The organism is Gemmatimonadaceae bacterium (assembly GCA_035606695.1).
Taxonomy (GTDB): Bacteria; Gemmatimonadota; Gemmatimonadetes; order Gemmatimonadales; family Gemmatimonadaceae; genus JAQBQB01.
Window position 1 is genome coordinate 233,334 of record DATNEW010000031.1, and the last position, 22,607, is coordinate 255,940.

General features: G+C 65.9%; 13 protein-coding genes. 10 read left to right on the plus strand and 3 right to left on the minus strand.

From position 1 onward, the window contains the following. Positions 1 to 56 precede the first annotated feature (56 nt). Positions 57 to 2,174: a protein kinase gene (locus tag VN706_17155; protein HXT17371.1), complete on the minus strand. Its 2,118-nt coding sequence runs from the start codon at positions 2,172 to 2,174 to the stop codon at positions 57 to 59. 82 nt (positions 2,175 to 2,256) lie between these two features. Between VN706_17155 and VN706_17160 the strand changes: the two genes are divergently transcribed. The 10 genes from VN706_17160 (at position 2,257) to VN706_17205 (ending at position 18,257) form a co-directional block, all read left to right on the plus strand. After that, positions 2,257 to 2,910 (plus strand): hypothetical protein, encoded by a 654-nt coding sequence (locus VN706_17160; GenBank protein ID HXT17372.1) that lies wholly within the window; start codon positions 2,257 to 2,259, stop codon positions 2,908 to 2,910. Positions 2,911 to 2,925: 15 nt separating this feature from the next. Continuing rightward, positions 2,926 to 5,376 (plus strand): Ig-like domain-containing protein, encoded by a 2,451-nt coding sequence (locus VN706_17165; protein ID HXT17373.1) that lies wholly within the window; start codon positions 2,926 to 2,928, stop codon positions 5,374 to 5,376. Positions 5,377 to 5,567: 191 nt separating this feature from the next. Then, positions 5,568 to 7,388, plus strand: coding sequence for a multiheme c-type cytochrome (locus tag VN706_17170; GenBank protein HXT17374.1), 1,821 nt, complete (start codon positions 5,568 to 5,570; stop codon positions 7,386 to 7,388). Next, positions 7,388 to 8,917: a hypothetical protein gene (locus VN706_17175; GenBank protein HXT17375.1), complete on the plus strand. Its 1,530-nt coding sequence runs from the start codon at positions 7,388 to 7,390 to the stop codon at positions 8,915 to 8,917. The genes VN706_17170 and VN706_17175 overlap by 1 nt, the downstream gene beginning before the upstream one ends. Positions 8,918 to 8,942: 25 nt before the next feature. Continuing rightward, positions 8,943 to 11,117: a multiheme c-type cytochrome gene (locus tag VN706_17180; protein HXT17376.1), complete on the plus strand. Its 2,175-nt coding sequence runs from the start codon at positions 8,943 to 8,945 to the stop codon at positions 11,115 to 11,117. A gap of 12 nt (positions 11,118 to 11,129) precedes the next feature. Next, a complete protein-coding gene (locus VN706_17185) occupies positions 11,130 to 12,668 on the plus strand; it encodes a cyclic nucleotide-binding domain-containing protein (protein HXT17377.1) in 1,539 nt (512 codons plus the stop codon). Further along, on the plus strand, positions 12,665 to 13,369 hold the full coding sequence (locus VN706_17190) for a hypothetical protein (GenBank protein ID HXT17378.1): 705 nt from the start codon (positions 12,665 to 12,667) through the stop codon (positions 13,367 to 13,369). The genes VN706_17185 and VN706_17190 overlap by 4 nt, the downstream gene beginning before the upstream one ends. A gap of 12 nt (positions 13,370 to 13,381) precedes the next feature. Continuing rightward, positions 13,382 to 14,932, plus strand: a complete 1,551-nt coding sequence (locus VN706_17195) for a cytochrome c3 family protein (GenBank protein HXT17379.1) — start codon at positions 13,382 to 13,384, stop codon at positions 14,930 to 14,932. After that, positions 14,911 to 15,930: an FHA domain-containing protein gene (locus VN706_17200; GenBank protein HXT17380.1), complete on the plus strand. Its 1,020-nt coding sequence runs from the start codon at positions 14,911 to 14,913 to the stop codon at positions 15,928 to 15,930. The genes VN706_17195 and VN706_17200 overlap by 22 nt, the downstream gene beginning before the upstream one ends. Continuing rightward, on the plus strand, positions 15,927 to 18,257 hold the full coding sequence (locus VN706_17205) for an FHA domain-containing protein (protein ID HXT17381.1): 2,331 nt from the start codon (positions 15,927 to 15,929) through the stop codon (positions 18,255 to 18,257). The genes VN706_17200 and VN706_17205 overlap by 4 nt, the downstream gene beginning before the upstream one ends. Positions 18,258 to 18,268: 11 nt before the next feature. On the opposite strand, the gene VN706_17210 is transcribed toward VN706_17205, so the two are convergent. Continuing rightward, positions 18,269 to 20,860, minus strand: coding sequence for a hypothetical protein (locus tag VN706_17210; protein ID HXT17382.1), 2,592 nt, complete (start codon positions 20,858 to 20,860; stop codon positions 18,269 to 18,271). Between the two features lie 10 nt (positions 20,861 to 20,870). Then, on the minus strand, positions 20,871 to 22,607 hold a 1,737-nt coding region (locus VN706_17215; GenBank protein HXT17383.1), incomplete at its 5' end, for an Ig-like domain-containing protein.

The window sequence follows — 22,607 nt, forward strand, 5'->3', positions numbered from 1 at the left end:
CGGAACCGCGAGTCCGCCAGGGTCGATTGCCCTGGGTTGTCCTGAACCGCGATCGATTACCAGCCGCTGACGCGCGCAGGCTTCACCTGCCACGTCGTTCCGGTACGCGTCGCTTCGGAATGGAACGTGGCGGTGCGATTGCGCGTCGGTCCGGCGGCGGTGACCCAGCGCATTGCCACGCGAAAATCGATCGAGCCGGCTTGATCGGTCACTTGCGGCTGATCGGGATCTACGGAGACGACGCTGAAGTTGTAGCCGTCCTTGACGGTGCCGAGCATGTCGCGCGCCGTCTTGTCGTCGACGAGCAACGAGGAGAGCGTGACGACATTGCGGTTGCGCAGCGCGGCGGCGATGGCGGCCTCGGCATCGCGCAGTGCAGTCACTCCCCCCGCTCGTACCTCTTCGGCGGTTGGCTTCGGTGCGGCGGTCGTCGTCGGCGCCGGCGACGGCGGCACGGCCGCGGGGCGATTCAACTTTGCTGAATCGGCCGCCTTCGCGGCCGCCGACGCATCGGACGCATTCGTCGGCGTATTGGCCGGCGCGTTCGAAGTCTGTTGTCGCGTTACATCGGGAGCGCCCTTCTGCGACGACGCGTTCGGCTGCGCGGGCGTCGATGTGCCCGCGGCGCGGTTGGGTGCCGCGGCGGTGTGTTGTTGCGTCGGGTTGACGATTACGCGCTTTGCGGTGTCGGTCGCCGAGCCGCCGCGCTGTATTGCCGGCGGATTGGTTCCGACGGCGCTCGAGTCCACCGCCGGTTGAGGCGAGGTCGCCGCCGCCGGTGCGCCTGCCTGTTGCGACGACTGCGTGCGAGCGCCGTAGATCTTTGCGGAGATGACGATCGCCCCGACGGCGACGGGCACCGTCGCGGCCAGAAGCACGACGCGCGATCGTCGGCCCGTTGCGCCGACGGATTCCGGCGCGAGCGGTGACGGCGGGACCAAGCCCGCGGGCGCGAGAACGGTGCTGTCGCCGTCACGCTTCGTCGACACCGGCGTGACCGGCGTATTCGCCTCCAGCCGCCGTTTCTCCGATTCACTCGGCGTTGCGAGTCGCATCAGCTCTTCGCGCACGGGATCGTTTTCCGCGACATACACGGCGCCGAGGGCGTCGAGCGCGTCGGACATGCTGGCGAAACGCTGGGCGGGGTCTTTCGAGAGCATGCGCAGGACCGCGGCTTCGAGCTCGGGCGGGCAGTCGGGCACGCGCTCGCGAATGGGATGCGGGACGTCGGCGGTGTGCGCCTGCATCACCACGAAGCGGTTGCCGAGAAACGGCGCGACGCCGGTCAACATTTCGTACGCAACGACGCCGAGCGAATACTGATCGACCGCGGCGGTGATCTCGCGGCCGATGATTTGTTCCGGCGCCATGTACGCGGGCGTGCCGATGATCGCACCCGTCTGCGTGTGCGTGGGCGACTCGGCGACTTTCGCGATTCCGAAATCCGTGACGATGACCATTCCGTCGGTCGCCGACACGAGAATATTCGCCGGCTTCACGTCGCGGTGGGTGACGCCGTTCTTGTGCGCGAACGCCAGTCCGCGGCCCGCTTGCGACAGCACCGCGCGCACGACCGGGATGGGAAGGGCGCCGTTGCGGCGGATGATCGTGTCGAGCGAGCGGCCGTACACGAGGCCCATCACGAAGAAGTCGAGCCCTTCGGCCTCGTAGTCCTGATAGACTTTTGCAATATTAGGATGCTCAAGACGCGCGTTCGTCTGCGCCTCGAACCGGAATCGCCGCACGAGCTCTTCGTCGGTCGCGAGCGTGGGGGACATCACCTTGATCGCGACCATGCGCTTGAGGCGCACCTCGTGCGCGAGAAACACCGCGGCCATGCCGCCGCGGCCAAGCTCGCGAATGATCTCGAACTGACCGGCGGTGGCCTTGCGCAAGCGTTCCGTGACGCTCGCCCACGGACCGCGGCGCGAGGAATCGTCGTCGCTCGAGCCTTCGGTGATGTTGGCCGCGTCCACCGTCGAGCCGCAGCTCGGACACGTCGCATCGCCCGCCGTCAGCGGCCGCGAACAGCTCGTGCAGGTACGCACGAGGGCGCCGCATTCCTGACAAAAGCGGTCCGTCGCCTGCATCGTGTGGCGGCACGCGGAACAGACAGGCAGGGAAGCGTTTAGCGACATTGGCCCCATGTATTCTGAAGTTGGGAGATGGGACATTTGTCCGCAATGACTCGCCCGGTTGAGTGGGTCATGATAACTTCGCGTTCAGGCCTGGAAATCCAATCGTCGCGGAGAATGCATGCGAAAGGTGTGTCTGTCGCTGGGTGTCACGTTGTCTCTCGCGGTGCTTGTTGTGTCATCCGCGTCGGCACAAACGCGCAGTCCGTGGTCGATTCAGGGCTCTGGCCTGTTCGCCGGACTCGGTGGCAGCGCGTACAGCGGCTTGAACGCCGGCCCCGGTCTCGAAGTGCAGATTCGTCACAAGCTCGGCGACGTGTGGTCGCTGGGATGCGGATATCAGATGACGGATCACAACCTCTCGCGGTTCAGCGGGAGCACCACGCTCCAGGGCGCGTTCTGTGAACCTCGGCGCGTGATCGACATCGGCAGCGACCGCATCTTTCCGTACATTGCCGCGCGCGCCGGCCTGCTGCAGCAGAAATTGTCGAGCGGTACCGTGTCGTCGACCGCGACGGGAACGATGTTGAACGGCGGCGCCGGGGTGATGATTCCGTTCGGAAACGCGGCGAGCGATTACCCCACGCTGATCGAGCTGGGCGCAAGTCTTGGCTTCGCGAACTTCGGGAATTTTTCACAGCAGAATTCAGCCACGAACGCGGTGTCGACGGGTACAACGGGGAGTGGCTGGAACTACGTCCTGCGCGCCGGGCTCGCGATCGGTCTGCCCTTTGGAACACAACGCGCGCCGTCGCCGGACCGCGTCGCTCGATAACGGGATTACGGAGTCATGATGAGTTTGCAGCACCGCGTTGCGGTCTCGAGTGTGTTGGCGCTGCTTGCCGCCGGTGTGTCGTGCGGTGGGGGCGGCGCGTGTCCGGTCAGCAATCCGAATTGCGAGTCGCAGACGCAGAACCCGAGCGTGACCGGCGTCACGATCTCCGGTGCGCCAAGTACGGCGATCGCGGTCGGGCAAACGGCGCAGGTAACCGCATCCGTGACCGTGACGGGCGGCGCGGCGCAAACGGTAGCGTGGACGTCGGACAACCCGGCCGTGGCGACGGTGAGCGCGGCCAATCCAACAACTGTAACAGCGATCGCGCCGGGCACGACGAACATCACCGCGCGCTCGACGGTGGACGGAACGAAGTTCGCCACCGCACCGATCACTGTCGCGGGCGTCAGCACCGTGGCGCTCAACGTGACCGCGCCGCAAACGATTCAGATCGGACAGACGACGACACTCACCGCGAACGTCGCGACGTTCGGCGGAGTGGCGAGCACCGTCACGTGGAAGTCGTCGAACACCAACGTCGCGACGGTGACGCCGAGCGGCAACACGGCGTCGGTGAAAGGGCTGGCCTCGGGAACCGCCACGGTGACGGCAACGTCTTCGGTGGATGGCCAGAAGTCGGCGGCACTCGTGTTCACAGTCGTCGCGGCGCAGCCCGTCGCGAACTGGACGCCCGGGAAAGTGGCGATCGTCGGCGGCCCGATGACCGGCGCCGTCACCGGCATGTGGGGCAGCGGCACGTCGAGCGTCTTCGCGGTAACGGACAACGGTGAGATCGCCCACTACGACGGCACGCGGTGGCAGTCGAGTCTCAGCGGAAAGAATCCGTTCAACGGCGTATTTGGAAACAGTGCATCCGACGTGTTCGCCGTGGGGAACGGGAGCCTCTTCCATTTCGACGGAACGAATTGGACGTCGCAAACGATTCCCGTCAGCTCGAAGCTCTTCGCCGTCTGGAGCGCAAGTAGCTCGACGGCATTCGCGGTCGGGCAGAGCGGCACGATCATCCGGCTCACCGGCGGCACGTGGAGCACGATGACGTCTCCGACCGCGCAGGATCTGCATGGCGTATTTGGTTTCGGCGCCTCGGACGTGTACGCCGTCGGAAGCGGCGGCGTGATTCTGCACTTCGACGGTACGACGTGGACGTCGATGAGCTCCGGTACCTCGCAAACGCTACGCGGCGTCTGGGGCACGAGCACCGCGAACGTCTTCGCCGTCGGCGAAGGCGGCACGATTCTACACTTCAACGGCAGCGTGTGGGGGGCCATGTCGAGCGGTACGACTGGCGTCCTCACGGCGGTCAGCGGCGCCGGCACGAGCGACGTCTATGCAACGCTCGCGAACGGATCGTTGCTCACGTTCAACGGCACGTCGTGGGGGCCGTCGGGCATCGCGCTGACCTTCGCGGGCACGCTCAACTATCGCGACTCGGTCCTCGCTGTCTGGGACGCAGGCGCGAGCGTCGCGTTCCTCGGAGGCTCCGAAGGCATGACGGGCATTTACCGTCCGCCCGGCAACTCGCTCGCCGGCATGACGCTGCTGTCGCTCAATCCCACGCTCGAGAGCGTGCAGCAATTCGGCAACGTCGACGTCGTCGTGGGCACGTACGGCACCATTCAACAATTCGACGGCACATCGTGGACGGCGGTGAACTCACCGACGTCCGGTACGCTGCTTGGATTGTCTCCGCCGTTCGCGGTCGGCGCCGGGGGCACGATCCTTCGCTTCAGCGGGAACGCGTGGACCGGCATGACGAGTCCCGTCACCGCCGACCTCAATTCGGTGTGGGCGAACAGCAGCACCGACGCGTTCGCGGTCGGCGGCGGCGGAACGATTCTCCACTTCGACGGCGCCACGTGGACCAAGATGACGTCGAACACCACGGCGCTCCTCCTCGGCGTGTGGTCCAGACCCGACGGCAAATCGGTGTACGCCGTCGGACGAAGCACCATCATGCACTTCGACGGCACGACGTGGTCGGCCATGTCGCTGCCCGTGTCCACGGATATCTCGGCCGTGTGGGCGTTCGCCGATGCGTCCAATCCGACGATATCATCGAACGTGTACGCGGTGGGCTTCGACGGATCGATCCTCGTCAACACGCCGCCGAGCAACGTGTGGACGAAGATGTCGGCGCCGGTGTCGACGCCGCTGTTCTCGATCTGGGGCAACAGCGCGGCCGACATTTACGCCGGTGGCTTCAACGGCACCATCCTCCACTTCGACGGCTCGACCTGGGGCGCGATGACCAGCAACACGACGATCTCGATCTCGGGCATCGGCGGGTCGTTCTCGACGGGGATCTTCGCCGTCGGCCAGGCGGGAACCGCGGTGCGCGGGACGCCGCCGGCGAGCGTGGTGAGTCAAAAAAACAGTGTCGTCCTGAGGAAGCGAAGCGACCGAATCGGGATGACTCCTCCAGCGCCTAGGTCAATTGCCCCATAGGTAGTTCGCGCCGCACGTCTTAGCGTAGCGAATGAGAATCCTTGCATGACAACGCGCGCGGCGTTGCCGGCCGGCGGTCTCACATAGGTTCACATAGGTCATCGGCCATCTTGCGAGTGGTTTTCCGCAATGGCACACTTGCGCGCCATTCGCGGAAGCACGTCGGCGCACCTCAATTCGAGACTGACTTGATGCACATTTGGCGACGGAGTCGAATTGCGCGCCAGTGGGTTCGATCGATCATCGCACCCATCGCCTGTACGGCGCTGGTGTCCGCGTGGATCGGCGCGTCCAGCCGGACGTCGTCGGCGAAGACCGTCCGACATGTCCGACGAGTCCAGCAGGACCGGCAGGTCCAGCAAGGCGGCGACCCGCACGCGGCCGTCTTCGCCGAGTCGGAGTATCCGTCCGCGTCGCAGTGCGCGTCGTGCCATCAACAGATCTACCAGGAGTGGGCGAGCAGCAATCACGCGTACGCGTCGACCTCGCCCGTCTTTCACAAATTCGAACAGCGCATCAACGATCTGTCACACGGCACGATCGGATACTTCTGCATGCGCTGCCACGCCGCGGTCGGCACCACGCTCAACGAGCGCCGCGATCTGCCGCTCACCGAGCGGTCGCAGGTGTCGCGCGAAGGCGTGACGTGCGTGACGTGCCACCGTGTGTCGGAGCGGTTTGGCCGCGTCAACGGCGAACGGCGCATGGAGCCGGGCAACATCAACGCGCCGGTCTATGGTCCCACGGGCGGTTCAGGACTGGCGCCCGTGTTGGCCGACAAGGGTCACTACGCCGTCAAGACGAGTGCGAGCGAGACAGGCCCGGGTCAGAACATTCACTCGGCCGCGATCAAATTCGACCAGCTCGACAAGAGCTCATTCTGCGTGTCGTGTCACCAGGTGGCCGTCCAACCGGGCATCAAGCTCGAGGTGGTGTGGGATCAGTACCGCGCGTCACCGGCAGCGAAGCAGGGCGTCACGTGTCAGGATTGCCACATGGGCAAGACGCCGGGCGTGGCCGACGGCTATGCGACAGGACCTGCCGCGATCGTCAATGGCATTCCGATCAATCCCACGCGCAGGCACACGAACCATTCGTTCTTTGGCCCAGGATATCCGACCGCGCATCCCGGACTCTTTCCGCACAATCCAAACGCGCAGCGCTGGACGGCCGATCAGTGGCTCAAGTTCGACTATCGCGCCGGCTGGGGCACGGATGCGTTCGAGAACAAGGTGACACCGCAGACCAGGTTCCCTAAGGACTGGGCGGAAGCGGACGATCGCTATGACGCGCGCAAGATCATCGATGCCAACCTTGCCTCGCTCGAGAAGAAGCGCGAGCTGCGTCGCGAAGTGATGGAGCATGGATCGCACATCGACGGGCCGTTCTTCAGCAGTGATCTGCGCGCCGGACAGTCGCTGCATTTCCGGTATCGCGTCTCGAACATCAATCCGGGACACAACCTGCCGTCAGGATCGCTTGGCGCGCAGCCGGAGCTGTGGCTCAACGTCGCGTTGATCGATCCCGACGGAAAGCGCGTGTGGGAGTCGGGCTATCTCGACAGCAACGGCGACATGGCCGACGAGCACTCGCTCGACGTGCGGGCCGGTAAGGTTCCGTACGACAAGCAGCTCTTCAACCTGCAGACGAAGTTCCTGACGACGGACGTCAAGGGCACCGACCGCGAGATGTATCTCCCGATCAATCTCGACATCGATCAACTTCCGTTCATACGTCCGGGCGGGCAGCCGATCACCGTGATGAACCACCCGCCGTTCATCCGCATGGAAGCACGCTCGTTGCCGCCGCTCAGCTCGCGCGACGCCGAGTACACGGTGCCGGCCGATGCGATGCGGAAGCCCGGCACGTACAAGCTCGCCGTGCGCATGCGCAGCCGTGCGGAGCCGATCTACTTCATGAAGTTCATCGGATCGACCAAGGAGATGGAGCGCACGATGAACGAATGGATGGTCGATCTGCATCCGTACACCGTCACGTTCACGGTTCGCTAATGACGCGCCGACTCTCGTCGTGGCCGATCGCCGCGCTGGTGGTGATGCTGTTGAGCGCCGGCCTGCCGTGCGCCGCGGCGGCGCAGCAGAGCACATCGAGCGCGCGTCCCGACAGCGCGCACATGGATCCGCGCGCGCAGCCCGCGACGCACGATCGCTCGGTCTTCGCGGCCGATCCGAACTACGGCAATCCCGCCTACGACTATCAGGCGCAGCTCGACATCTATGGCGCGAAGCATCTCAACTCGACGCAGCGTCCGCTGCTCGAGCTGGGACGCGAGCTCTATCAGAGCGGTCCGTTCTCGCCCGCGCCGACGTTCCTGGGCTCGCACAACATCGTCATTCCGCAACTGCTCGTGTACGGCGACTTCCGTTCGGCGGCGGGAGGTTCCGACGCGGGCACGCAGATCAGCCGGTGGGGAAACCGGCTGAACCTCGACGTCGATCTCAAGATCACGGCGACCGAACGCTTTCACGCGTTGTTTCGTCCGTTCGAGGACAAAGGTCAGTTCACGGGCGCGACGTTCAGCGGCGACTCGACGGGCTTCAAGGGCCACTACAACGGCGATCCCGCGGCGCTGTTCTTCGAGGGCGACTTGGGCGCGATCGTCGGCGGTCTGACCGGCCATGACTCACCGTTCGACCTGCCGATCTCCGCCGGCCGCATGCCGCTGTTGTTTCACAACGGCATCTGGCTGCAGGACGCGTTCAGCGGCGCGGCGTTCGCGATTCCAGCGCGCAACTCCGGCTCGCTCGACTGGTCGAACTTCGACGGGAGCTTCTTTTACGGCGGCCGCGACGTCTCGAACTCGTTCGTCGGCAATGGGAAGGATCACGGGCAGATCTTCGGGACGAACACGTTCATCGACGCCTATCACGGCTATGTGGAGGCGGGCTACGCGTACATCGCCGGCGGCGACGTGACGCAGCCGGACTTTCATTCGGTGGCGCTGTCGTTCACGCGGCGTTGGGGCGGCATCGTGTCGAATTCGGTACGGTACATCGGCGCGTTCAGCCAAGGTGTACCGACGGGCATCGTCACGCCGGCGGGGACGGCTGTGAATCCGACACCGAACGGCCATCTCTTTCTGATGGAGAATTCGTTCATCACGTCGCACGAGGCGACCGTCGTGCCGTATCTCAACTTGTTCTTCGGCATCGACAATCCGGTGTCGGCGGCGCGCGACCCTGGTGCGGGCGGCATTCTCACGAACACGGGCATCAATTTCGAGACGGACGCGATCACGGCGTTCCCCGCGCTCGACGCCACGGGACGCAACTCGACCGGCGGCGCGCTCGGCCTCGAGCTCCTGGGCTCACAGCTCGATCGTCAAGTGGTATTTGAAGTCGCGACGGCGTATCCACATCAGACGAGCGCCGAGATGCCCGGCGGGCAGTACGCGTTCGGCATTCGCGCGCAGAAGGTGTTGAATCGCGCGATGATCTTTCGCGTCGATGGTATTGCCGGTAAGCGAACGGGCCTGCCCGACGTGCGCGGGATTCGCGCCGAGCTCCGCACGAAGTTCTGAGCGGTGGTGAGCCAGTGAGGAGCCAGTGAGGGTTGGCCGGCTCGCCGGATGGGCTGCTACCTGCGCCGCCTCGGGGTTGGTCATCGCCGCGGTCTCGCTGTTTGGTCAGCAGCCCGGCCCGAGCTACAAGAGCTCGCCGTTCCTGCGCATCGATCCGGACAAGGTCGTGATCACCGACGCGTCGGGGCAGAAACCCTGCGCCGACTGTCACCGCAATGAATGGCAGGTGTGGAAGGATACGCGTCATGCGCAGATGTACGACTCACTCACTCGAATGGCGTCGGCCAAGCAGTACATGCAGGCATTGGGGCTGCGCACCACCAAGCGGCAGGACGCGATCTGCATGCGTTGCCACTACACGGTGGGACCGGATCGCACGGCGATCGCCGGCGTGTCGTGCGAATCGTGTCATGGCGCGGCGCGCGACTGGATCAACGTTCACAACAAGTTCGCGCCCGGCGTGCGTGACCGGACGCAGGAAAGCCCGGTGCAGCACGAGCAGCGCGTCGCGGCGAGCCGCGCCGGCGGGATGCTGCGCCCGTCCACGGACATTTATGCCGTAGCGGCGAACTGTTTCGAGTGCCACACTGTTCCGATGGAGATCGTCGTCAACAAGGCCGGCCACTCGTCGGGCACGCGGTCGTTCGATCTCGTGTCGATGATCGACTCCATTCGTCACAATTTTCTAAATCCCGGCGGGCCGGTGGTGAATCGCCCGAACACGCCGGAGCAGAAGCGCGTGCTGTTCGTGATCGGCCGCATGCTGGCGTACGAGTACGCGCTGCGCGGCATGTCGACGGCGACGGTGGACAGCACCTATTCCGATGCGATGAACGTCCGCGCGAAGCGCGCGTTCACCGATTTGCAAACGATGAACGCGGCGCAGCACCTGCCGGCCGTTGACAGCGTGATGATGATCGCGCGAAAGGTGAAGCTGGTGCCGAACAATCGCGCGGAGCTGGAGCATGCGGCGGATCAGATTCGCGAGATCGGGCAGCGATTCGCGTCGGGCACGAATGGATCGACGTTGGCGGCGCTCGACCCGGTGATCTCGGGGCATCCTGTCGCGGCGCCAGTGGAACAGGCGCCCGTTGCGGCGACGCCGCCTGCGGCGAGTGCTCCCGCAACGGGTGCCGGCGTCCCGGCGACGGCGCGTGGATCGAAAGGCGCGACGCCGCAACGCACAACCGCTGCGTCGACGGCGCCGGCATCGGCTCCCGCGCCGGCGGCCGCGCCGCCCGCGCACGTCGAGCTTCCCGGTCGCATTCGCAATCGTCCTGAGTGGTTCAACGCCAGCGGCCGCAGCGGATATTTGGGCGTCGACGCCTGCGCGCGCTGCCACGGCAAGGCGATGGGCTGGTGGAATCGCGACCCGCACAGCGAGAGCGCGTCGAAGCATTTGCTCGGTGAGGATCCGAAGGCGCGCCGCATCGCCGACACATATGGTATAGGCGCCGCCGGCATGGCTCGCCCCGACAACATGTGCATGAGCTGCCATGCGACGGTCGACGAAGGCCGGAAAGTGCAGATCGAGACCGGTGTGAGTTGCGAGAGTTGTCACGGGGCCGCGAGCGGGTGGAAAGATTCGCACCAGAAGGGCAACAACCCGCAGCCCGGCATGAGGAACCTGAAACAGGCGGCCGATCGGGCGCAGACGTGTTCAGGCTGCCATCGCATCACGGACGAGCGCCTGATCGCGGCGGGGCATACGACCGGCGCGAATTATGACTTTGCTAAAGCCAACGAGAAGATCAAGCATTGGCCCGATGCGAAGGCCGATCAATTCCGTGCCGAGCATGGTGGCGCGGCGTATCAGGATGTGCCGGCGGCGGCGCTGACGGCGGCGTTTGCGGCGGCGGTGCAAAGCCGGCCAATTCCGAAAGTGGCGGTTGCTGCGGCGCCGACTCCGCCCCCCGTGCCGGCATCTATCTCGGCGCGTTCGCCGGCCGAAGTTTCGCCGTCCGCCGCCGACACCCCGTCGCCCACCGCCGACGCCCATACGCCCATACGCCCATACGCCCATACGCCCAAACAGGCCCCCACCCTCCCCTCGCGCATTCCCCCCAGCACCCGCAGCACGCCGGTCACACTCGATCTGCCGCCGCTGCCGCCGACGGCTCACATGACCACCGAAGATCTGCTGCTTCTCGTGAAGAAACGCATCGAACGAATTCAGGCCGCGATCGCGGGCCGCAACTGATGGCGATGATGTATGTCTGAAACGATCGTGATGATGGCGCGCCAATTCGACGACCGCTGGTCGTCGCTCACCGCGCGCCCTGGACTCGCCGAGCTCTCGAGCTTGCGGCGCCCCGACCAGCTGCGGCAAATCGATCTGCTGCGCGAGTTCGACGACGATTTTCTGCGCGATATCAGTCCCGATCTCGCGATCGCGACCTGGGAGCCGCAAGCGACGCTGTTCAAAGCGGGGACGTATCTCGACGTTGCGTTCTATGTGTTGGACGGCACCGTCGATCTCGAGCTCCAGGTAGGTGACGCGCACCGCCCGATCTTCGCCACGCGCAGCGTCCCGCTTGCGACGGAAGATTTCAATCTCGCCCCCGGCGAGTCGCTGCGGATTGGTGCGGGCGACGTGTTCGGCGAGATCGGTGCGATGAACGGTTGGCCACAAGCCGTCACGGCACACACCGCAACCCGTTGTACGCTGCTTCAGATTCGCCTGCCCGCGTTGCGAAAACTCAAGCGCAAGTCGAAGGCGCTCAAACAGCGCATGGATCAGGTCTATCGCGAGCGGACGCTGCGACAGCATCTGCGCAGTACACCGGTCCTCCAAGGTCTTGCGCCCGAGCTGATCGACGCGCTCGCCGCGCACGTCGAGCTGGTATCGTGCCAGCCAGGCGACGTCGTCGCGCGCGAGGGATCGCCGGTCGAGCACCTCATTCTCGTGCGATCGGGCTCGCTGCGCATGTCGCAGGCGATTGGCACCGGCGAGATCGCGGTCTCCTACGTGAGTAAGGGCTCGACCGTCGGCGAGTCCGAGCTGCTCGTCGACGAGATGGCGACGTGGGAAGTGACGGCGACGTCGGTCGGCTACTCCGAGCTCGTGCGCATTCCGCGCGAAGACTTCCTGCGCGTGCTCAAGCGCGCGCCGGAGCTGGAGAAGCGCCTGTGGGCGATCGCCGGCGAGCGCATCAAGGAAATAGCGTCGCGGCGCGCGCACCTGGACCGCGCCGACCTGCTCGACTTCAGTCTCGCGAAAGGGCTCACACAAGCGAACAGCGTGCTCGTGATCGATCTCGAGACGTGCACGCGGTGCGACGACTGCGTGCGCGGCTGCGCGAGTACGCACGGCGGCACGCCGCGCTTCGTGCGCGAAGGCGAGGTCCATGAGGGTTTTCTCATTGCGCGGTCGTGCTATCACTGCCAGGACCCAACGTGCCTCGTGGGCTGCCCGACGGGCGCGATCAGCCGCACCAACATCGGCGACACAGTGGCGATCGACCCAGCGGTCTGTATCGGCTGCGGCTCGTGCGCCGAGAATTGCCAGTACGACTCGATCGTCATTCACGACCTTGGTGTCACGTGGGGACCGGATGCGATGCCGCGCCATTTGCGCGGACAGCCGCGCAGCGTCGCGAGCAAATGCGATCTCTGTCGCGAGGCGCCGGAAGGTCCCGCGTGTGTATCGAGCTGTCCGCACGGCGCCGCGATTCGCGTCGCCGGCGCCGAAGAGTTCGACGTGCTGATTCAGACCAAGCGCCGCCGGCAGTTGCCGCTGGTGCCGGCGTGACGACACCGCTGCCCGTCCTCGTCTTCGGCATTGGCGCCGCGATCTCCATGGCGGCGGTGATGGCGTATTCGGCGCGACGGTCGCGGCCACAGGTGCGCAAGCTCGGTCCCGCACGAACGTACTACCGCGTCCATGTCTGGGGCGGGCTGCTGTTCCTCGCGCTGCTCATCCTCCACATGAGCTTTCACCTGCCGCGCTCGGGATTTGGATTCATCCTCTGGGCCGCGAGCATCTGGGTGGTCGTCACCGGCACGCTCGGCTGGTTTCTCCAATGGCTCGTGCCCAAGGTGTTGACGCCCGCCTCGTCGTTCGAGGTCAACTACGAGCGCATTCCCGAATTCGTCAACGAGCTTCGCGGGCGGGCCGAAGAGGTCGTGGCGCGCGCGGAACCGCGCATCCAGAGCTATTACAGCCAACAGATGGCGAGCGAGCTCGCCGCGCCGCGCATGTCCGCGGCATCCCTGTTCGCGGGCGCGCGCGGCCGCTCGACCGGCGGCGTCGATCTGTTGCGGCGCACGCTATCGCCGGGAGATGCGGCTGTCCTCGATTCGTTGTGTCAAATCCAAAACTCCAAACGCGAGGTCGACGCGCACTACACGCTGCAGCGCGTGTTGCGCGGTTGGCTGACGATTCATTTGCCCGTTGCGATCGCGCTCGTCGGACTCGTCGTGCTGCACATCTTCTTCGTCGTGTACTTCTGATCGGATCGCACCGTGGCTGAGATTCCCCCAAACAACCGGCGGTTCGACAAGGGCTTTTTCACGCGCGAGCGATTCGCCGTCGCGGCGAAGTACCTCGCGATGCCGAATCGCGCGCGCTTGTTCAAGTACGGGGGTATCGCCGCGCTCGCGCTTGCGCTCGTCTTTCTCGCCGACGCCTTCATCGGCCGCGCGTCGTTCATCGCCGGCCCGCTCTCGGCGAGGCACGCGTTGTTCGCGAAGAACTGCTCGTCGTGCCACACGGCGGCGCACGGCGCGCCGAACGCCAACTGCCAGAGCTGCCATCAGAAGTCAGCCGGCGAACGCCAGGTCTACGGATTCGCCAAGCACTATCAATATCGCTCGGCCGACGTCGATCGCTCGTCGCCGCACAGTCAGGAGATGACGTGCGGTACGTGTCATCGCGAGCATCAGGGCCGTCAGAACACTCTGCAGAACGTGGCCGACAACAAATGCGTCGGCTGTCACGACATGCGCTCGTTCCACAGCGGGCATCCGGAGTTCGAGTTCGCGCGGAAGAAGATTCCGAATCCGTCGAACCTCACGTTTCAGCACATACTGCACGTGCGCGAGGTGATGAAGGAGCAGAAGCTGTCGAACGCCGAGAACGCGTGTCTCTCGTGTCACACGCCGAAACCGGACGGCCGTACGTTCCAGCCGCTGTCGTACGCCAAGGCGTGCGACCGATGTCATTTGGGCGAGACCGAGTCGACGCCGTACATGCCGTTGAAGAGCGGCGGTCGGCCCGGCGTCGCGACGCTTGCCGAGATTCGCAAGAGTGCGTCGCCGGGCACGCAGTGGGCCGAGTATTGGAACGCCGACGAGTTCAGCGAGCAGGGTGGGGCGGTGAAGAAGCGGATCGTCTATCACGCCGACCCGTGGGTGCTCTACAACCTCCAGCAAATTCGGCATCAGCTGTATCCTGGCGCCGAGCTCGCGGATCTCATCAACACCACGGCGGAGCTTCCGCCCGAGCAGGCACGCACGCTCTACGAAGAAGCGACGGGCACGCTACAGAAGCAGATCGAATCGCTGCGCGGCAACCAGTCGCCTGATGTGCAGAACGAGGTGTCGTCGCTGACGCAGGTTCTCAAGCTGATTCAACAGCGCATCGACGAGCCGTATGCCCCGCTCGACGAAACGAAGTTCGCGGTGACGAACGGCGATCGATCGGGTGCCGATGAACGCGCGTATGCGCCGGTGATCGATTCGCTCACCAAACCGTGCCAGCTCTGTCACACGGTACAGAAGGCGACGATTCGCCGTGTGAAGACGGATTTGCGGACGATGGTGCGCGCGGAGTTCGATCACCGCGCGCACGTGCTGCACGCCAAGTGTCTCGACTGCCACAATGTGATACCGTTCCGGCAGTACCTTGGCACCGACGACAAGCCGGCGCCGAGCCAGGACAATGCGCAAATTGTGAATTTGCCGACGATCGAAAAGTGCCAATCCTGTCATACGAGCAAGGCGGCGCCGGCAACGTGCACAACCTGTCACCTCTTTCATCCGGACCGAGAGCATTGGGCGAGCCTGACGCGGTAGACGACGCGCGAGCGCTGCTCGTGTGCAAGAGCGGCGACCTGGCCGGCACGAGATTCGAGATCGGGCGTGACGCGCTCATCGGTCGCGACGAGCGCGGGCGCGTGCAGGTCGTGAGTGGATCGCAGCGGGTGGCGGAATCGTTCGCGCGGATTTCCCATCGCGACGGACGGTACACGCTCGAGAGCACCACGGCCGGCGCCGTTCGTGTCGACGGCAATCCGGCGCATGGCGCTGTCGTGCTCGATCGGCGGCATCTGATAGCGCTGCCCGATGGAACGGAGCTCGTGTACAGCGTCACGCCGCCCGCGGCGCGGCCACAAGCACCCGCCAGCTCACCCGCGAGCGCACCCGCGAGCTCGCCCCCGCCGTCGCAGCGTCGCGAACCGACGGTCGAAGCCCCGCTCGAGACGATGGTCGAATCCGCGTGGGGGGGCGTGCCCGAGCTCAAGCGCCGGCCCAACACGCCCGCCGCACAAGCGCCAGGTCAGCAACCTCCCGAGCGCATCATCACGGCGCCGCGCTCGAAGCAGGTGTCGGACGATCCGCCGGGCGGCACCATGGTCGACGCGAACCTGGGCGCGCTGCCGCCGCTCGTCCGCAAACCGGCGCCGCGCCCGCCGGCGAACGAACCGCCGGCAACGCACAGCACCGGCGACGACGACATCGGAACGCGCGTGTTCGAGCCGCCCAAGCCCGCGGTCGCCTACGAGGTCGTCGTCAAGGTGCCCGATCAGGAAACTCTAACGTACCCGCTCAAACACGGCGAGAACATCATTGGCCGCAGCAGCGAGTGCGACATCCAGCTCGCGGACCCGAACAAGTGGCTCTCGCGCAAGCACGCGATGGTTCGCGTGTCCAACGATCTCGTCGAGCTGATGGATCTCAACGGCATGAACGGAACGTACCTGAACGGTGCGCGCATCACCAACGCGGTCCTTGTTCCGGGCACCTCGTTCTACCTCGGCCCCAACGTGGAGCTCACGCTCCGTCAACGATGAGCTCTGCCTCTTCCACCAGCGCGCCCGAGTCGACGGCGCATCGCATGTCGCTCGCGCAGACCGACGTGCTCGACATGCTCATCGTCGGCGGCGGACCCGCCGGCACCTCGGCCGCGTTTCGCGCGCGCGAGCTGGGTCTGCGCGCGCTGCTGATCGACTTCGACGACATCCTCAAGCGCATTCGCGATTATCCCAAGGACAAGTTGATCCTTCCGGATTTCGGCGGCGGCGATCGCATGGCGTTCCCCGCCGGCGACAAATGCGTCAGCGCGCTGCAATTCGAGCCGATCGACAAGGACGACATGTGCGCGCGCTGGAAAGGATTGTACGACGAATTCCAGATTCCCGCGCGCACGGGCCTCGAGCTCCAGAGCGCCGAGCGGGAAGATGACGCGTGGAAGATCACCACGTGGGATCACAAGGCGGGCGCGGCGCAGGTGTATCGCGCGCGACACGTCGTGCTGGCAATCGGACGCGGCGTACCGCGCCGGCTCGATCTGTCGGGGAACACCGAGGGCATTCGCTATCGCCTCGACGATCCCGCCAACTACTGCGGAAGCCCGGTCCTCGTCGTCGGCGGCGGCACCTCGGCCGCCGAGGCGGTGCTGGGTATTTCGGCCGCGAAGATCGCGGCCGGTGATTCGTGCGGCGTGTACTGGTCGTTTCGGGGCACGCGCATGCCGCGCGTCTCGAAGGCGCTGGCCGAGCAGTTCTTCGAGGCGTACATCGGCAACGGCAACATTCGCAGTTTGCCGGACAGCGAGCCCGTGTCGGTGGTGGTTGGTCCCGATCGCGAAGAGGTGATCTCGGTGCGGATCGACCGCAAGACCGCGAACGATCGGCCGGCGGAAACGGTGCATCTAGAATTCTCTAAAGGGCAGTGCATCGCGTGCATCGGCGAAGACATTCCGGAAAAGCTCCTGAGCACGCTCGGCATCTCGATGGTCGCCGTGGGCGCGCAGGGCAAGAAGATGATGGCCGTGACGCCGCTGCTCGAGACGCAGCAGCCGAACATGTATCTCATCGGCGACCTCCTGAGCCAGTCGTATCTCGAGACCGACGATTTCGCCGCGCCGCCCGAGACGTTTCGCCAGGTGAAGCATCGCGGCAACATCAAGACCTCGCTGCGCGACGGTGTGTTCGTGGCCGAAGTGATTCGCCAGCGCCTCGACGGCAAATCGGTCGTGCAGGTGGAAGTCGGCGACGCGCCGTCGAACGCCGCGCCGAAGGATCCGCGCGCGAGCAGTGTCAGCTTGGGTCTCAACGGGGTGCCGCTATCGCCGGAGACGGAGGCGCGCTCGCCGGCCGACGCGACGCCCGCGGACACGGCGGGACGTTTGGTGCTGGTGACGCCCGCGGGCATCGAGGCCGAGGAGTTTCGGCTCAAACCGGAAGGCGCGACGACGATCGGCCGCGTCGACTGCGACATCACGTTCGCGAACGACGTCACGATGTCGGCGGCGCATGCATCGATCTCGCGCGTCGACGACGACTATTTCCTGCGGGACGACGGCAGCCGCGCCGGCACCTATTTACGCGTACGACCCGAACATCCGATGACCGTGCGCGACGGCGATCTCATTCGCGCGGGGCGGCAGATTCTCTTCGTCACGCAGCCGTCACGCGGCGAGCCGCCGCAGGTCGAGCACTTCGATGCCGGCGGCGTGCAGGTCGGACAATATCCGCTGACGGGAACGACCGTGTTCGGCCGGTCGGGCGGAAGCCATCAACCGGACGTCGTGCTCGACGACAACGATCCCACGCTGTCGCGGCATCACCTGTCGTTCGTCGTCGATGCTGACGGCATCACCGTGAACGACTTCAACAGCCGCAACGGCACGTACGTGAAGGTCGAGAACCGGCGCAAGCTCGAGCAGGGCGACATCATTCGCGTCGGGATGCAGCACCTGTCCGTGCAGTTGCGCGAGGATCTGCACGAGAAGAAGAGCTCCGCGCCGGCGGGCGGAGGCCCATCGACCGCCACGGCGGCCGACGTTGCGCAAGTGCCGCCGGCGATTGTCGAGCCGCACGCGGCCGCCGCCGGACCGCAGATTTCGTTCGCGGGACAGAACAAGTCGGGGCCGATCGATCCGTCGAAGACGCTCCTCGAGTGGGCCGATGCCAACGACGTGCAAATCGACTACGAGTGCTGGGCCGGCATGTGCGGCTGCGACGCGATTCGCGTCGTCTCGGGCGCGGAGCATCTCACGCCCGTCACCGAGAAGGAGATCAAGACGCTGAAGCGGCGCGGGCTCGAGGCCGGTCCGTGCCGCCTGGCGTGCATGACGCGGGCGAACGGGCCGGTGGTGGTCGAAGTGGTCGAGTAATTAGAGAATCGTCACGGCAGCGCGACGGGTACGGGCACCAGCGACGATCCGCTCGTCCCGTCGCCAATCTGCCCGTTCAGATTCGTTCCCCAGCAAAATGCGGCGTCCGATGCGGTCCACGCGCACGTGTGCCCGGATCCCGCGCTCACGTCGACGAAGACGGCGGTGCTCGCAATGGGCGTTGGCGACGAGCGATCGGTGGTCGTCCCGTCTCCAAGCTCGCCGAGCGCATTCGATCCCCAGCAGTACACCGTGCCGGTCAGCGAAACAGCGCACGTGTGCGAGTCGCCGACCGAAATCTTGCTGAACGCGATCACGCCGGCCACGACGGACGGTGACGTGACTGACGTCGTACTCGTGGCGCCGTTGCCAAGCTGACCGAAGGTATTCTGTCCCCAGCAGGCCGCCGTTCCGCTGGTCGTGAGCCCGCACGTGTGTACCTGGCCGGCTGAGACGGTTTCCCACAGAATCCCACCCGCCACCAGCGACGGCGACGGCGTGACTCCCGAGGACGTCGAGCGATTGCCGAGCTGGCCGGTGTTGTTCGTACCCCAGCACAGCGCCTTGCCGCTCCCGGTGACCGCGCAGGCGCCACCGGCCCGCACCGAGACGGTCGTGAACGTATCGGTGCTCGCGATCGGCGTGGGCGTGGTGCGGCTCGTCGTCGTCCCATCGCCGACCTGGCCGAAGCGATTCGATCCCCAGCAAAGGATGCCGCCGGTCGTCGTGACGCCGCACGCGTCCGGGCCAAGGCTCGAGCCGCCGCCGTTGACTGACACGCTCCTGAACTTCGCGCTGCTGGCAACCTTCGTCGGCGGCGACGTGAGCGCCGACGTCAGGGTACCAATGCCGAGCGCCGCGGTCATGGCGCCCCAGCAATCCACGCTGCCGTCCGTCGCGACAGCGCAACTTTCCGACGCTGACGTCGCGATGCTCGAGAACGTCGCGCTGACGGCGACGTTCTGCGGCGCCGAATGCGGCAGCAGTGTGTTGTCGCCAAGTGCGCCGGAGCCGTTCGTTCCCCAGCACGCGGCGGTGCCGCCGACACGAATCCCGCACGTGTCGCCGGTCCCCGCGCTGAGGTTGATGAACTGTCCCGCGACTGGCGTCGGGTTCGCGCGCACCGTGTTCGATGGAGCGACCAGCGCGTTTTGCCCCCAACAGAAGGGTGTTCCGCCGACGGCCAGCCCGCATCCGCCCTCGTTGTCGATATCAAAGAACGTGAATCGCTGGCCGCCCGCAACGGGCGTGGGCACGCTGTGATTCGTGAGTGTGCCGTCACCGAGCTGTGCACGCACGTTGCTGCCCCAGCAATAGAGCACGCCGCTCGTGTCGAGCGCACACGTCGTACCTTCGCCGTTGCCGTTGTGCGCGGCCTGAATCTGCGTGAAGGTGTGTCCGCCCGAGACGAGCGTCGGCACGAGTCGCTGCGTCGTCGTGCCGTCGCCGAGCTCGCCGCTGTCGTTGAGTCCCCAGCAGTACGCTTCGCCCGCGTTCGTGAGCGCGCACGTGTGCGCGTTGCCGCCCGTGATCGAGACGAACGCCTTGCCGCCGGTGACGGCGACGGGCGTGTTGCGTTGGATCGTCGTTCCGTCGCCGACGTCGCCATTGACGTTGTCGCCCCAGCAGAACGCGGCGCCGGCGCTCGTGATGCCGCAGGCATGCGCTTGGCCGGCGCCGATCGCGACGAACTGCTGGCCGCCGCTCACCGGCGTAGGCGTCGCACGATTCGTCGTATCCCCGTCGCCAAGCCCGCCCTCGAACCCCGCGCCCCAACAGTAGGCGGCGCCGCTGCCGGTCAGCGCGCAGAACAATTCCGGCGCGGCAACGATCGACTTGAAGTGGAGGCCCCCGGCGACAGGTGTCGGCGTCGCGACGTTTGCGCGAGCCGACGATCCATTGCCGATCTCGCCGACGAAGTTGAGTCCCCAACAGGCCGCGGTGCTGTCGACGCTCAGCCCGCACGTTGCCTCGAATCCCCCGGCGAGTGAGATGAACCGCACACCGCCGGCCACGGGGACCGGCGCCGTGCGTGTCTGCGTGGTGCCGTCGCCAAGTTGCCCGTTCGAGTTGCCGCCCCAGCAGTACGTGACGCCGAGGCGAATGGCGCACGCGTTGATGTCGTTCACCGACAGGGGTTGTCGTGGCGCGAAGAGCGATACGGGCGTCGTCGTGACGCTGCTGCCCGGCGTCGCCGCGATCGCGGTCAGTGTCTGCCGGTCGATGACGGTGCCCGAGGCGTCGAGCAGCGTCGTCGCGACGTCGAGCGTGCAGTGCGCCCCGCCCGAGTGATGCGGATCGGCGAGGCACGGCGCGAGATCGATCGTGAAACTATGATCGAGCGTCGCGGGACCGGTCTGACCTGCCGGCACCGAGATCAGCGCACTGTCGAGGAGGACGGCGGCCGACGAGTCACGCTCATACGAGATCTTGAATGCCACCGAACGCGTCTCGGCGGCGACGCGGGCGAAGTTCGCGACGATCGTGAAGCGCGACGATCGCGCGATGGGGCTCGTGGGATCGCCGTGGTCGATACAGGCGGCGAGGAGCGCGACGCAGAATGTCGCGCTCCTCGTGATGGCCGTGCGCCGGTGCGCGCTCATGCTCGCTTCGTTATGGATTGTTGATGGTGATGTTCACGGGCGTCGAGGCACAGCCGGCGGTAGCCACTGCTGACGAACCCGGCACAAAGTCCCAGATGGACGCCGACAAGAGGTAGGTGCCGTTCGGAAGCGTTCGCGTGTTGATGCGCGACGTTACCTGACTCGTGGACCCGGCCGCGATGAACGGACTCTGTGTCAACGGGGAACCGGCTGCAGCCTGAATCGTCACATTCGCCGATCGCACGCCGGGCTGCGTGACGGCCGCCCCACCGATCACGACGTCGATCGAATCCCTGACTGCGCCGAGATTCGTCGGGATACCCGTTACCGCATTGTTGATCGAGACGATCGTCGGAAATCCGCACACGAACACGCTCGACGTTGCCGACACCGTCGGCGTCGACGCCGACTGCGCCGTCACGGTCGTCGTTCCGAATCCGCGTCCCGTGAGCGCGCCGGTCGAGGTCACCGTGGCGATCGACGAATTCGCCGTCGACCACACGAGAGTGGTATCGGCCCCGGGGTCGAACACCAAAGTCGCCGTGAGATTCTTGGTGACGTCGCCGCTCACCTTCATCCCGAGCGGAATGTCCGGGCCTTGTTTGATCACGATGCTCTTGACCGCCGCGGCGATGACAGTGACCGTCCCGGACCCGCTCTTCGACGCATCCGCCACCGACGTCGCCGTGATCGTCGCCGTGCCTGCCGCGACTCCCGTCACCACGCCGGTGCCGCTCACCGTCGCGACGCCCGCATTCGACGACGACCATTTCACCGACCGATCGACCCCCGTGTCGGCGTCGACGACGGCCGAGAAGGCAGTCGTTCCGCCGACTTGAATCGACGTGCTCGATGGCGTCACGATCACACTGCGGACCACTTTCGGCGAGCCGACCGACACCTGTGCCGTCGCGGTCTTCGTGGGATCACCGATTGCGATCGCCGTGATCGTCGCCGTCCCGGTTCCATTCGCCGTCACGGTACCCGTCGCATTCACGCCGGCGACGGAGGGGTTCGACGTCGTCCAGATCACTTGCTTGTTGAAGCCGCCGGTGACCGTGGCCGTGAAGGTCGTCGACGCTCCCGCGAGCAGCGATGTCGCGCCGCCGCTCACGACGACGCTCGTGATCGGCGGTGCCGTATCGCGCGCGAACGTTTGCGTGCCGATGTTGGTGCAGGCCGTGTTGAGCGCGGTCGCCGGTCCGCTGATCACCGTCAGCTCCGGATCGACGCTGCCCTGCGTGATGACGCGCTGGCATTCACCGCCTTGTGTCATCGCAACGAGGTTCGGGCTGCGCACCGAGCCGGTGAGGGCTGTCGCGGAGAACGCGGCATTGTTCACCGGCGAAAACGGTGTTCCCGCCGGCACCATGACGTACCACGTCCCCGACAACGACGCGCCCTGTTGCGCGATCACCAACCGCATGAAGATGCTTCCGGCGTTCGTCTGAATCCAGCTGCCGGTCAGGCTTCCGACGCGCACCGTGGTTCGTGCGGTCCCGGTCTTCGCTCCGGAGACGTGCACGGTGGCGGTAAACGTTCCTTCGCGCGTGTAGGTGTGCGTCGCCGTCAATCCGTTACCGGCAGGCGAGCCGTCGCCAAAGTCCCACGTGTAAATCGCGTCGGGGTCGCTGAAGGCGCCCGCCGCGAAGGTGAACGTCGTCACGCCGCTGATGCCTTTGCCGCCCGGACTCGCATCCGCGGTCGGCGCGACGATCGAGAGCGACGCACCCGGCGCCGCGGCGAT